The following is a 13,480-nucleotide window of genomic DNA, read 5'->3' as shown; positions in this document are numbered from 1 at the left end:
GTCGTCCCGGGGTCAGTTAAGCTCGATGAAATGCAGGCCGGAGATCAGCTTGTTGACCACCCCGCCATCGTCGGAGAACGGCAGGATCAGCCGCTCCATGCGATAGACGACATCCCTGACATTGCGGAAGTTGCGCTCCCCCAGCACCGGTATGCCTTCCCGCGCGCAGGTGCCATAGTCTTCCAGCACACTGGTGGTATTGTCGCCGAAATAGACCTCGTCCAGATAGTGACCGGTATAGTCCTTGCCATAGACGGTTGCGACGCGCGTGCCCAGGACCCGCACGGCCAGCCGCCCGGTGTCCGGTTCCACGTCCAGCAGGATCAGATTGGGCAGAATACGGGGAACCTGTACCGGATCGAAGGCTGAACGGGACGGAATTCGCCTGTCCCCTCGCATCTTCTGCCAGTAGGTGTACAGATCTCTCAGCTGCTGATCTCGGATATCCAGTTCATCCGCAGCATGCCCGGCCATGATTGCTACCCCGCGCGGTTCCACGCCCGTGGTATCATGATCATCAATGGCTGTCGAACGCTGCCTGCGTGATGGGTGTCATGGGGTAAGCATGCAGATGAGCCGGTACAGTGGAGGTTTTCGTACCGGCCCATCCCGGCGTCAAAACAGGTTCTTGCCGAAATTCAGCACGTGATCCGGTACTTCAACCCCGTCGAGCACACGCCCGTCGTCGTATGGTGTGCCGACCGCGGTGTGCAGCGGGATGACCCCCGCCCAGATCGGCAGGGCATAGTCCTCCTCATCATCGACCGGGTTGCCGGTACGTACCTTCGCCGATGCCTCGCTGATCGGCAGCGACAGCACCGAAGTCGCCTTGATCTCCTGCGCATTGTTGGGGCGCAGGGTCTCGACACGACCGGGAAACAGCCCTTCGATGAAGTTGTTCACCAGCGTGCTCTTGAGCTCCGGGTCCTCGATCAGCGTGGGTCGGCCCAGGATCATGACCGAACGGTAGTTGGCGGAGTGGTGCATGCCGGAACGCGCCAGCACCAGACCGTCGAAGCAGGAAACCGTGAGGCAGACGTCGGCATCCCTTGCGTTGCGCAGCGCCTGACTGGCGGAGGAGCCGTGGAAGTAGACATGATCCCCTTCGCGCCACTGAAACGTCGGTGTCACGAACGGCTGGCCGTCGCGCACATATCCGACGTGGCACAGCGGCTGCGCATCCAGAATGGCGTCGATGCCCTGCCGGTCATAGACCGCACGCTCGTTGAGGCGCTTCACACGGGTCCGTTCACTGGGGGCCTTGGTCTCGCGTGCCATGTCATCTCTCCATCGGTTGGGTGGCCGTTCCGTTGCTGGATAGCGTTCGATTGGCATGGTAGAAAGTGCCAATTCACAGTAAATCTGCCAGTCCAATTCATGCCCGACCTCCCGCCCGCGTCCCTGCTGACCACCCCGGCCGCCCTGCTGACCATCAGTGTGGAGCGGTCCCGCGCCCGGCCTGTCTTCATGCAACTCTACGATCAGGTGCGGGATCTCATCCTGGATGCGCGCCTGCGCTCCGGGACGCGATTGCCCTCCAGCCGTGACCTTGCCGCGGAACTGGGCCTGTCCCGCACGACCGTCGTCGCCGCCTATGACCAGTTGCAGAGCGAGGGCTATGTCGAGCAGCGCCGCGGGGCGGGCACCTTCGTGGCGGAACTGGTACCGGAACTGCTGACGGGCGCGACGGTCGCGCGCGGCGCCGGCACGCCCGGAAGGGGGCCGCTGCCCGCCCCGGAACCCCCCCGTCCGCTGGCCCACATGGTGCCGGACCTCGGCGCCGTGGAACGCAGGGAGTGGGGCCGGTTGCTGCAGCGGGGCTTTCAAAGTCTGGATCCCGCACATCTGGAGCGTGGCGATCCCTTCGGCCTGCCGGTGCTGCGCGAAGCCATCGCCGATCATCTGAAGGTCTGGCGCGGGCTGGATGTGATGCCGGACCAGATCATCATCACCTCCAGCTCGGCGGAGTCGCTGCGGCTGGTGCTGGCTGCCCTGTTTCCCGGCCAGGCCACGGTGGTGATGGAGGATCCCGGCTATCAGGACATGCGCGCGGTGCTGGCCGAGGCGGGGCAGACGGTGGAGCATGTCGCGGTGGATGCGGAGGGGCTGTGCACCGACCTGCTGCCGGAGGGCGATCAGGTCAGGGGGATCGTCGTCACCCCGTCGCGGCAGTTTCCGCTGGGGGTCACCATGACGCTGCCCCGCCGACTGGCGCTGCTGCAGTGGGCGGGGGCCGCGGACCGGTTCGTGATCGAGGATGATTTCGACAGCGAGTACCGTTACCGCGGCAGCCCGCTGGAGGCCCTGGCCAACCTGGATCGTGAGGGGCGCGTGGTCTATCTCGGCAGCTTTTCCAAGGTCCTGTTCCGGTCCCTGCGCATCAGTTACCTGGTGGTGCCGCTGCGGACACTCGACCGGTTTCACGCGACCCTGCGGGTCCGCGCACCGGCCACATCCATCATTGCGCAGCCGGCCCTGGCGGAGTTCATCACCAGTGGCGGTTTCGCGACCCATCTGCGGCGCATGCGACGGCTCTACGGTCAGCGCTATCGGGCGCTGGCCGTGGCAATGGAACGTATGGCCGACCTGCTGACCCTGCAGGAGGTGGACAGCGGCATGCACGCCATTGCCTGGTCCACACCGGCACTCGACGCGCGCATGACGGATGTGGCGGCGGCCCGGCGGGCGGCGGCTGCCGGTGTGACCGTGCGCCCGCTCAGCCCCTTCTATGTCGCCGAGCCGCCCCGCCAGGGACTGATCCTGGGCTTTGCCGGGTTCGATGCGGCCCGGATCGCGCAGGCCGTCGCGTGCCTTGATGCGGCGCTGCGCGACCCGTGAGGGCTTTTCGCCCGGCCCGGGCTTGCGCTATGAATGTTTCCCGCCCGCGCACGGTCTGTCTGCGCCCGGCGACATACAGATGATCGGGGAGGATCGGGAACATGGATCTGTCTTTCACTTCGGAAGAGATCGCCTTTCGCGAGGAAGTGCGGACGTTCCTGCGGGAAAAGGTGCCGAGCGACATTCGGGAGCGTGCCCGCATCGGCTGGTCCTACCTGCCGAAGGACGATTACCTGCGCTGGCAGAAGATCCTGTACGAGCGTGGCTGGATCGCGCCCGGCTGGCCCGTGGAATATGGCGGCACCGGCTGGAACGCCGCACAGCGGTTCATCTTCGACGAGGAATGCGCCCGCGCCGACTGTCCGCGCATCATCCCCTTCGGCATCACCATGGTCGGACCGGTCATCTATACCTTCGGCACACCGGCGCAGAAGGAACGGTTCCTGCCGCGCATCCTCTCGACGGAGGACTGGTGGTGCCAGGGCTATTCGGAGCGCGGGGCCGGGTCGGATCTGGCGCGACTGGCGACGAAGGCCCGGCGGGAGGGGGATCACTATGTGGTCGATGGCCACAAGATCTGGACGTCCGGCGCGCACCGGGCGAACTGGATGTTCACGCTGGTCCGCACCGATCCAACCGCGGAGAAGCCGCAGCAAGGCATTTCCTTCCTGCTGATCGACATGCGCACGCCGGGGGTCACGGTGAAGCCCATCGTCTCCATGGACGGCTACCACTATCTGAACGAGGTCTTCCTGGACGATGTGAAGGTGCCGCTGGATTGCCTGATCGGGGAGGAGGGCAAGGGCTGGACCTGCGCCAAGTTCCTGCTGGGCAACGAGCGGACGGGTATTGCCGGGGTCGGTCGCTCCAAGGGGCGGCTGGAACAGCTGAAGGAGATGGCGGGCGCTGAGGCCGATGGTGGCGGACGCCTGATCGAGAACCCGGCGTTCCGCCGCAAGGTGGCGGAGATCGAGACCGAGCTTGCGGCGCTGGAGGTCACCAACCTGCGCAATCTCGCGGACGCCGCCGCGGGTCGCCCGCCGGGGGCCGAATCCTCCATGCTGAAGATCCGGGGCACGGAGATCGAGCAGTCGATCAACGAGACCATGGTGGAAGCCATCGGCTACTACAGTGCGCCCTATGTCCACACGGCGCTGAACTGGCAGGGCAATGTGTCCCCGGTCGGCCCGGCCCATGCGGACGGGGTGATGCCGGAGCATCTGCTGAAGCGCGCATCGACCATCTATGGCGGCACCAACGAGGTGCAGAAGAACGTCATCGCCAAGGCGGTGCTGGGCCTGTGAGGGGCGTCATTGCAGGTTTCGTGCTGGCGTCCCTGGCCGTGCTTTCACTGGGCGCGGCGGCTGATGCGGAGGAGCGTTCCTGGCGCGAGACCTGTCTGGCCCAGGAACATCCGGCGTTTGCCTTCGGTGACGAACGGCTGCCCGGCGATGCCCGGCCCCTGTTCGGCTGTGCCGAGCGCAGCGGCGCGCGGGAGGATGCGGACGCGCAGTTCGTCGAGAAGCTGCAGCACGACGGGGACACCGATCTGGACACGGCGCGGGAACTGATCCGGCTGGGCTGGAAATGGATCGGACTGCGGCAGCCGGGATCCGCCATCAACCGCTTCAACCTGGCCTGGCGCTTTGCGCCGGAGGATGGCGATGTCTATCACGGCATCGCGGTCGCCATGGCCGAACTGGGCCAGCCTGCGGAGGTCATCGACTACTGGTTCGCGCAGGCCGTCAGCAAGCCGCAGGGTCGCCCGGGCCGGTTTGCCGACTACGGGCGCTACATGGTGGCCGGCCGACGGCATGAGGAGGCCCGCCCCGTGCTGATCCGGGCGCTGGAGCTCGAGCCGGAAAATGCCTGGGCCATGATGTATCTGGCCGATGTGCATTTCTGGCTGGAGGAACGCCGGGAAGGCTGCGCCATGATCCTGAGAATCCTCGATGCCCGCCCGCCGCAGGGCTTTCCGCAGGTCGACTTCGACAAGCTGCTGGAACACTGGCGCAATCGCGCGGCGGTCGCGCAGTGCCCGACCGGCTGAGCGCACCTGCGGGCCGCTCAGGCCTTGATGTCGGGTAGCCGGATGGTCACGGTCGTGCCCTCGCCGAGAGTCGATTCCAGGCTGACCTGACCCTTGAGCAGATCCACCAGTTCCTGCGTCAGGGCCAGTCCGAGACCGGTGCCGTCATGATTGCGGGTCAGCGCATCCGCGACCTGGCCGAAGGGGGTCATGACCTTGGCAAGGTCGGTCTCAGAGATCCCGATGCCGTCATCGATGACCCGGATGACGACCGGCCAGTCAGGGTCGCGTGACAGCCGGACCTGTATGGTCCCGCCGGGGTCGGTGAACTTCACCGCGTTGGACAGCAGGTTGACGACGATCTGCTGGATCTTGCTGACGTCGCTGTTGATCACCGGCAGGTCGGATTCCGCCTCCGTGCCGAGGGTGATGTTGCGCGCGTTGGCGTCCTGGCGCACCAGCGAGACGGCGAAGCCGACAGCCTCCCGCACATCGACGGGGGCCAGTTCGAGGTGCAGATGACCACCCTCCGCCCGTGTCAGATCCAGGATGTTCTCGACCATGTTCAGCATGTGCCGCCCGGCGCGCAGGATATCGTTCGAGAACTCCTGGGTCATGGCGTGATCATCGGGGTTCATCTTCGGGTCACGCAGAATCTCGGCGAACCCCAGGATGGCATTCAGGGGGGTCCGGAATTCGTGGCTCATGTTGGCCAGGAACCGTCCCTTGGCCTGATTGGCTGCCTCCGCCCGCGCGGCCTCGGTCCGCAACCGGCGACTGGCGTTCGAAAGGTCGGTCAGCATCTGGTTGATTGCCTCCGCCATCGCCACGATTTCCATCGGCGTCCGGGGGGGCAGGTTGCTCACCCTGGCGCTGCTGTCGCCGGCACTGACCGCCCTCGCCACATCCGCCACCTGCTCGATCGGCCGCGCAAGATAGCGGGCGATGACCCAGGCAATGACGATCGCGACCAGCAGGCCGAGCCCGCCGATCAGGATCGAGACCAGTTGCACGCTTCGGGCATGGGCCGAAAGTTCCGCCAGCGGCTGCGGCACCATCACACCCCAGCCGGTATGCGGTGCACTGGTGAACCCGGCGATCATCTCCGCGTCCATGGCGGGGGAGTAGAAGGTGGTAACGCCGGTTTCCCCCTTCATCATCCGGGCAACTGCCGACACGCGCGAGATGTCCTTGGTCTGCTGCTCCCAGGACTTGTTCGGATGGGCAATGACGTGACCGAACTGGTCGACGATCGCGGAATGGCCGCGCTGGCCGAATGCGACCCGCTGCTGCACGTCCACGACATAGTCCGTCCCCAGGGTGCCGATGGCGAGGTGCCCTTCGGGGAGCTGCTGCACGATATGCAGGGTCGGCTTGCCGTTCCGGTCGAGTTGCACGCCTGAGAACGTGGCCTCACCCCCCGGCGCCGCCTCGGCCAATCGGCGCAGAACGCTCATGTCGCCGACCTGTCGGTCGATGGGTTCCCCCGGCGCGGTGCCATCCAGGCTGGCGGTGACGCGACCGGCACTGTCGACAATGCAGGTATGGCGAAACCCCATCCTGGCGAGCAGGGACGCGACGGCGGATACATCTGTACTGGCAGTCTTCATTTCCGATACGGCCAGACCGAAGACGGCCTCGACATCCTCGGAGTAGCGGTCGAGGGCGTGAGAGAGATTCCGGGCGATCAGCAAATGCCGCTCACTTACCTCTGCCAGTTCCTTCTGGTAGGCCGACTGCTGCTGCCAGGCGGCAAGCAGCCCGACCGGAATCGTGGCGATCAGGGTAAAGGCGACGAACAGCAAGGTGCGCAGACGGGCCGGGCGCCGGCCGCGGCGCAGTCTCTCTGACACGCGCGCAGCGATGGATCGGGTTTCACCCCGGCCCGCCGTGGTCACTCTGTCGTCATGTGCTGTCATCTCACCATACTTGGCATGCCAGACGTCATCGTAGCACAGTTCCGGCAAAGGCCATCATGTGCGCGCCGGATTCGACAGCGCCCTGTGATGCCGGACGGTTGCGCCGGCTGGCTACCGGATCAACTACAGCGACAGGGGCGGAAGCCTGATCCGTGCACAGGAATTGGGCGTGCGTCCGCAATAGAACAGCTCCAGTTCCGGGGATCCCTTCAGGGCGAACCGCAGCGCGTCCAGTGCGTCCGACTTCGATCTGTAGGGGGGTGGCGGTATGCCCTCGTCTGGCCAGATCCCGTAGACACCTTCGACATAGAGCGATGAATGCTCGCAATGCATCGAGGGCGATCCGCCGGCCAGCGAATCCCTGCGCTGGCATTTCTGCGTGCTGCCCGCCCTGAACTCCTTGGGCAGCCGGTACCATTCGAACGTCCTCTCACCACGGTAGAGCGCGGGCAGGGCACGCATGACGGCTTGAACCGCCGAATTGGCGACATCCTGCCTGATGTTGACCCGCAATGTCAGGTCCATGCGCCCCGCTTCATCAGGGCGGACAACCTCGGAAATGAAGACTGCCGGGACGTCGTGGAAGTCTGCCGCCAGAGCGGCATCGGAAACCGGGTCGTCGCAGGCGGCCAGCAGCAGAAGGCATGCCAGTGGAACGGTCGCCAGCCACGAACGCAATACAGTCATCGAGCGGTTCTCCACGTCACAGCCAGGTCGAGTAGACAGGATGTGTTTTGCAACCTCAACTGGCGTCTGCGATGTCACCACGCGCGAGCGGGCTTCTTGCTTGCCCCGCTCGATCTGCAGGCGCCCGGTCCGGCGCGGGACGTTGTGTCTCTTGTTAACCGTGCCCGATCTCGTGTTTATTGCAGGCAAGCGCCCCATATGGCGTTCAGACAGATTCTTTCGGGGCCTTCAGGGGAGGAAGCCCTGCCCCCGAATCCTGCATGAGGAGAAGCAGACAATGTCCAACAGCATGAAGTTCTATATTGACGGTGCCTGGGTCGATCCGGTCGATCCGAAGCCCTTCGACGTCATCAATCCGGCAACCGAGGAAGCCTTCGCGCAGATCTCGCTCGGCAACGCGGAAGACGTGGACCGCGCCGTGCAGGCCGCCAAGCGCGCCTTCCCGAGCTGGTCGCAGACCACCAAGCAGGAACGGCTGGAGCTGTTCGACGCCATCATGGCCGCCTACAAGAACCATTACGCCGAGATGGCCGACGCGATCTCGAAGGAAATGGGCGCGCCCGCCACCTTCGCGCAGAAGGTCCAGGCCGCCACCGGCATCGGCCACTTCAAGACCATGTCGAAGCTGCTGGCCAAGTTCGAATTCGACGAGGACCGTGGCACCACGCGTCTCAGCAAGGAACCGATCGGTGTCTGTGGCATGATCACGCCGTGGAACTGGCCGGTGAACCAGATCGCCGCCAAGGTCGCCCCGGCGCTGGCCGCAGGCTGCACCATGGTGCTGAAGCCGTCCGAGATCGCGCCGATGAGCGGCATCGTCTTCGCCGAGATCCTGCATGAGGCCGGCGTGCCGAAGGGCGTGTTCAACATGGTGAATGGTGACGGCCCGGGTGTCGGCTCCGCCATCAGTTCCCATCCGGACGTGGACATGGTGTCCTTCACCGGCTCCACCCGCGCCGGTGTCGCGGTGGCGCAGAACGCCGCCCCGACGGTGAAGCGCGTGTCGCAGGAACTGGGTGGCAAGTCCGCCAACATCATCCTGGACGACGCCGATTTCCAGAAGGCCGTGTTCGGCGGTGTGCTGCAGTGCTTCGGCAATACCGGCCAGTCCTGCAACGCGCCGACCCGCATGCTGGTGCCGATGGACCGGATGGAGGAAGCCGGCGAGATCGCCAAGGCCGCCGCCGCCAAGGTGCGCGTCGGTGATCCGGCGGACGAGAACACCACCATGGGTCCGCTGGTCTCCAAGGCGCAGTGGGACAAGGTGCAGGGCCTGATCCAGAAGGGCATCGACGAGGGCGCGACCCCGGTCGTCGGCGGTACCGGCCTGCCGGAAGGCGTCAACAAGGGCTATTTCGCCCGCCCGACGGTCTTCACCAATGTCACCAACGACATGACCATCGCGCGTGAGGAAATCTTCGGCCCGGTGCTCTCGATCCTTGGCTACAAGGACGACGCGGACGCGGTCAGCATCGCCAATGACACGCCCTATGGCCTGTCCGGCTATGTCTCCGGCGCACCGGAACACGCCCAGGCCATCGCCAAGCAGCTGCGCACCGGCAACGTGCATGTGAACGGCGCCATGGCCGACGTCTTCGCCCCCTTCGGCGGCTACAAGCAGTCCGGCAACGGGCGCGAGTGGGGCGAGTACGGCCTGGAGGAATACCTCGAGGTCAAGGCCATCATGGGCCACAACGCGGCATAGTAAGAGCAGGCGGGCTGGGGTTGGCCGGGTCGGCCAGCCCGCCGTCTCCAGTGAACGCCGCCGGTGCCGCAAGCCGGGGCACTGGGCTGGGGTTGGCCGGGTCGGCCAGCCCGCCGTCTCCAGTGAACGCCGCCGGTGCCGCAAGCCGGGGCACTGGGCTGGGGTTGGCCGGGTCGGCCAGCCCGCCGTCTCCGGTGAACGCCGCCGGTGCCGCAAGCCGTGGCACTGGGCTGGGGTTGGCCGGGTCGGCCAGCCCGCCGCGTCCGGAACGTTGAAGAATCAGGGTCTGTCGGAAGCGGCAGGCCCTTTTTCGTGAGTCGCCGGGTCTGCAAGCCTCACCACCCCACAGACGCCGTGCCCGGGCTTGACCCGGGTACCCAGCAGTGCCGCGCAGACGTCGGAGACTGGGCTCGCGGATCAGGTCCGCGAGCGGCGTGGGGGAGGGGTGAAGCATTGATGCCCGCCGCCACTACCCCACAGACGTCCGACCGGTGTCACCTTCGGCAACTCGCCCGTGCGGAGCGGCATTGCCGTGGTGTCTCAGAAGTTGCCCCTGATCTGATTGTCCAGGTCGTCCTCGATGAAGTGGCGGACGATCTCGTCGATGGAGGCGTCGGTATGGATGCCGAGGGCCTCCGCGCGTGCGCCCTTCGTGCCGGAGGGCCAGCCATTGACGATGGCCTGGGTCTTCGGATCGGGGTTGAAGCGGATCTCGCCGAGCTTCCGGTTGCCGCGATTGCGGACCACCGCTTCCTGCATCTCGGCGGCAGTAGCCGTGAACCCCGACAGCAGCAGGGTGCGCCAGTCGCCCAGTTCGGATGCCGCGACTTCGTGCGCGGTGATGAAGGCATCAACGACACGGCGCGGGCTCATCAGGGCCATGCCGCTTTCCGGGGAAACCGGCACCTCCATGTCGATGCCGCAGAGAGGCTCCCGGATCATCGAACTGGCCCAGGTGGAGGCGGCACGGTTGGGCTTGCCGGTGCGGACGCAGATGGTCGGCAGCCTGAGCGAGCGCGCATCCAGGAAGCCCTTCCGCGAGGCATCGTTCAGCAGTTGCTCACCGCAGGCCTTGGCCACGCCATAGCTGGTCTGTGGCGTGATCGGGGTCTCGTCGGTCACGGTACGGGGCAGGTTCGTGCCGCCATAGACCGCAACCGAACTGGCGAACACCACCTTCGGCGGTGACGGCATGGCCCGCGCCGCCGCGATGACATTGCGGGTGCCGTCGAGGTTGATCCGCATGCCGAGGTCATAGTCCTCCTCCGCATGCGCCGAGACGATGGCGGCGAGGTGGAAGATGCTCTCCGCATCCGCACCGATGACCGCCGCGACCTCGGCCGCGTCGGCAATGTCACCGGCCACCGTATTCACCATCTCCGCGTCTTCAAAACCTGTGGCCTCGACGACATCGAACAGGGTGATGGCGGTGACGGGTTTCTCCTCCCCCGCCGCGTTGGTCAGGCTGCCGCGCTGCAGGATCTGACGCGCCAGCCGCTTGCCGATGAAACCGGCACCGCCGGTGATGACCACCCGCATGTCAGTGGCTTTCGCGCGGGATCGGTGCGCCGGAGCCGCCCACCAGGAAGTCCAGGTCACAGCCCTCATGCGCCTGCATGACATGATCGTGGTACAGGCGCACATAGCCCCGTTCCATCGGTGTCGGCGGCGGTGTCCAGGCGGCCTTGCGCCTGGCCAGCTCGGCGTCGCTGACATCCAGATGCAGGCGGCGGTTCGGCACATCCAGCTCGATCATGTCCCCGGTCTGCACCAGCGCCAGCGGTCCGCCGGCGGCGGATTCGGGGCTGACATGCAGCACCACCGCGCCATAGGCCGTGCCGGACATGCGGGCATCGGAGATGCGCACCATGTCGGTGATGCCCTTGCGCAGGATCTTGGCCGGCAGCGGGAAGTTGCCCACCTCGGGCATGCCGGGATAGCCCTTCGGGCCGGCGCCCTTCAGCACCATGACGCAGGTCTCGTCGATGTCGAGGTCGTCATCCTCCACCTTGGTGCGCAGCTCCTCGATGCTCTCGAACACCACGGCGCGCCCGCGATGGGTCAGCAGGGCCGGGGTTGCGGCGGATGGCTTGATCACGGCACCGTCGGGGGCGAGGTTGCCGCGCAGCACGGCAAGGCCCACATCCTTGTTCAGCGGATTGTCGAAGGGGCGGATGACGTCATCGTTCCAGTTCCGCGCTTCCGCCGCATTGGCGGTCAGGGAGGCACCGTTGACGGTGACCACATCGTCGTTGAGCAGCCCGTTCTCCGCCAGCGCCCGCACCACCACAGGCAGGCCCCCGGCATAGTAGTAGTCCTCCATGAGGTACTTGCCGTTGGGCATCAGGTTGACCAGCAGCGGCACGCCGCGCGCCAGACGGTCGAAATCGTCGATGGTCAGTTCGACCCCCAGCCGCCCGGCCAGGGCGATCAGATGGATGATGGCGTTGGTGGAGCCGCCGATGGCGGCATTGACGCGCACGGCATTCTCGAATGCCTTGCGGGTCACGACCTTCGAGAACCGCAGATCCTCATGCACCATCTCGACGATCCGCCGCCCGACCAGATGCGCGATGCGATAGCGGTTGGCATCGACGGCCGGCACGGCGGAGGCGCCGGGCAGGGTCAGGCCCAGTGATTCGGTCATGGAGGCCATGGTGGAGGCTGTGCCCATGGTCATGCAGTGACCGTTGGAGCGGGACATGCAGTTCTCCGCCTCCATGAAGTCGGCCAGGGTCATCTTGCCGGCCCGCAGATCCTCCGAGAAGCGCCAGACATCGGTGCCGGAGCCGATGTCCTGGCCCTGGAACTTGCCGTTCAGCATCGGTCCGCCGGTGATCACCACGGTGGGCAGGTCACAGCTGGCGGCACCCATCATCATGGCGGGCTGGGTCTTGTCGCAGCCGGAAAGCAGCACGACACCGTCCAGCGGATTGGCGCGGATCGATTCCTCCACATCCATCGCCATCAGGTTGCGGAACAGCATGGTGGTGGGGCGCATCAGGGTCTCGCCCAGTGACATGACGGGGAACTCCAGCGGGAAGCCGCCCGCCTCCCACACGCCGCGCTTCACACGCTCCGCCACATCGCGCAGATGCGCGTTGCAGGGGGTCAGTTCCGACCAGGAATTGCAGATGCCGATGACGGGACGGCCATCGAAGGCGTCATGCGGCGTGCCCTGGTTCTTCATCCAGGCGCGATGGTTGAAACCGTCCTTGGCCCCGGCCCCGAACCAGTTCGCACTGCGGTATTTCCTGCTGTCTTCGCTCACCTGAAACCCTCCCCATGATCCTTGTCGCGGAGGTCGTTGTGCGCCTCCTGCCGATTTGCGGATGCAACAGTAGATCGTTGCATCAGATGATGGAAGCGGCACCGGCCCACTCCGGGTCGTGTCAGCGCCGGCGGCGATCCCCAGCGTCAGCGTGCGCGCTTTTCAACTCATGAGCCGACCGATAGTGTCTGGCAAGCGCGAGCCAGTTGGGGAGGAAAAACGGGATGAGCGAAGAACTGCTGTACGAACAGGACGGTCACGTGGTGACACTGACCATGAACCGGCCGGAGCAGATGAATGCCCTGTCCTATCAGGAAACCTTCGAGGCCTTCGTCGCGGCGGCGGATCGCATCCAGAACGACCTGAGTGTCCGCTGCGTGATCCTGACCGGCAAGGGGCGGGCCTTCTCGGCGGGCGGCAACGTCAAGCAGATGCGCGAACGCTCCGGTATCTTCGGCTCCGGCGGCATGAAGACCCGCGACAGCTATCGCAACGGCATCCAGAAGATCCCGCTGGCCATGTACGAACTGGAGGTGCCGACCATCGCCGCCGTCAATGGTCCGGCGGTGGGCGCGGGCTGTGACCTGGCCTGCATGTGCGACATCCGGCTGGTGGCGGAAAAGGCATTCTTCGCCGAATCCTTCCTGAAGCTGGGCATCATTCCCGGCGACGGCGGTGCCTTCCTGCTGCCGCGCGCCGTCGGCATGAGCCGGGCGGCGGAGATGACCTTCACCGGTGACCGGGTCTATGGCCCGCAGGCGGCGGAATGGGGCCTGGCCAGCAAGTGCGTGCCGGAAGATGAACTGCTGGCCGAGGCGCAGGCGCTGGCCGCCCGCATCGCCAGCAACCCGCCTGAGGTGCTGCGCATGTCGAAGCGGCTGCTGCGCGAAGGGCAGAAGACGGACCTGAAGGGTGTGCTGGAACTTTCCGCCGCCTATCAGGCGCTGGCGCATCAGACCGCCGACCACGCGGAGGCCGTGGAAGCCTTCTTCGAGAAGCGCACACCAACCTTCAAGGGCGAATAGGGAGAC

Annotated in this window: 11 protein-coding genes; 5 read left to right on the top strand and 6 right to left on the bottom strand. The window is 65.8% G+C overall.

Features of this window, described 5'->3' with window-relative positions; translation table 11 throughout:
- Window positions 1-12 precede the first annotated feature (12 nt).
- Window positions 13-474, bottom strand: coding sequence for a PAS domain-containing protein (locus QGV54_RS17560; RefSeq protein WP_281019349.1), 462 nt, complete (start codon window positions 472-474; stop codon window positions 13-15).
- Between the two features lie 141 nt (window positions 475-615).
- Complete coding sequence (locus QGV54_RS17555) at window positions 616-1,278, bottom strand: pyridoxamine 5'-phosphate oxidase family protein (RefSeq protein ID WP_281019350.1); 663 nt, start codon at window positions 1,276-1,278, stop codon at window positions 616-618.
- A 99-nt stretch (window positions 1,279-1,377) separates the two neighbouring features.
- On the opposite strand from QGV54_RS17555, the gene QGV54_RS17550 reads away from it, so the two are divergent.
- The 3 genes from QGV54_RS17550 to QGV54_RS17540 all read left to right on the top strand — a co-directional run bounded on the left by QGV54_RS17550 (window position 1,378) and on the right by QGV54_RS17540 (window position 4,888).
- Window positions 1,378-2,838 carry a PLP-dependent aminotransferase family protein gene (locus QGV54_RS17550; protein WP_281019351.1) on the top strand — a complete coding sequence of 487 codons (1,461 nt, stop codon included), beginning with the start codon at window positions 1,378-1,380 and terminating at the stop codon, window positions 2,836-2,838.
- 101 nt (window positions 2,839-2,939) lie between these two features.
- Complete coding sequence (locus QGV54_RS17545) at window positions 2,940-4,142, top strand: acyl-CoA dehydrogenase family protein (RefSeq protein WP_281019352.1); 1,203 nt, start codon at window positions 2,940-2,942, stop codon at window positions 4,140-4,142.
- The gene (locus tag QGV54_RS17540; RefSeq protein ID WP_281019353.1) at window positions 4,139-4,888 is read left to right on the top strand and encodes a hypothetical protein; all 750 of its coding nucleotides are present in this window, start codon (window positions 4,139-4,141) and stop codon (window positions 4,886-4,888) included. The genes QGV54_RS17545 and QGV54_RS17540 overlap by 4 nt, the downstream gene beginning before the upstream one ends.
- A gap of 17 nt (window positions 4,889-4,905) precedes the next feature.
- Here the strand turns inward: QGV54_RS17540 and QGV54_RS17535 are convergent, their stop codons facing one another.
- A complete protein-coding gene (locus QGV54_RS17535; RefSeq protein ID WP_281020000.1) occupies window positions 4,906-6,786 on the bottom strand; it encodes a sensor histidine kinase in 1,881 nt (626 codons plus the stop codon).
- A gap of 123 nt (window positions 6,787-6,909) precedes the next feature.
- On the bottom strand, window positions 6,910-7,473 hold the full coding sequence (locus QGV54_RS17530) for a hypothetical protein (protein WP_281019355.1): 564 nt from the start codon (window positions 7,471-7,473) through the stop codon (window positions 6,910-6,912).
- 277 nt (window positions 7,474-7,750) lie between these two features.
- Here QGV54_RS17530 and QGV54_RS17525 point away from each other — a divergent pair, with 277 nt between their 5' ends.
- Entirely contained in the window at window positions 7,751-9,178 is a 1,428-nt protein-coding gene (locus tag QGV54_RS17525) for an aldehyde dehydrogenase family protein (RefSeq protein ID WP_281019356.1), read from the top strand.
- A gap of 540 nt (window positions 9,179-9,718) precedes the next feature.
- Here the strand turns inward: QGV54_RS17525 and denD are convergent.
- Entirely contained in the window at window positions 9,719-10,717 is a 999-nt protein-coding gene (gene denD / locus QGV54_RS17520; RefSeq protein WP_281019357.1) for a D-erythronate dehydrogenase, read from the bottom strand.
- Window position 10,718: 1 nt separating this feature from the next.
- Window positions 10,719-12,449: an L-arabinonate dehydratase gene (gene araD, locus QGV54_RS17515; RefSeq protein ID WP_281019358.1), complete on the bottom strand. Its 1,731-nt coding sequence runs from the start codon at window positions 12,447-12,449 to the stop codon at window positions 10,719-10,721.
- Between the two features lie 224 nt (window positions 12,450-12,673).
- Here araD and QGV54_RS17510 point away from each other — a divergent pair, with 224 nt between their 5' ends.
- The gene (locus QGV54_RS17510; RefSeq protein ID WP_281019359.1) at window positions 12,674-13,474 is read left to right on the top strand and encodes a crotonase/enoyl-CoA hydratase family protein; all 801 of its coding nucleotides are present in this window, start codon (window positions 12,674-12,676) and stop codon (window positions 13,472-13,474) included.
- Window positions 13,475-13,480: the final 6 nt, after the last annotated feature.

The organism is Minwuia sp. IMCC3060, assembly GCF_029909435.1.
Lineage (GTDB): Bacteria > Pseudomonadota > Alphaproteobacteria > Minwuiales > Minwuiaceae > Minwuia.
Note: the sequence above shows the minus strand (reverse complement) of the source record. Positions and strands in the feature narration are given on the sequence as shown.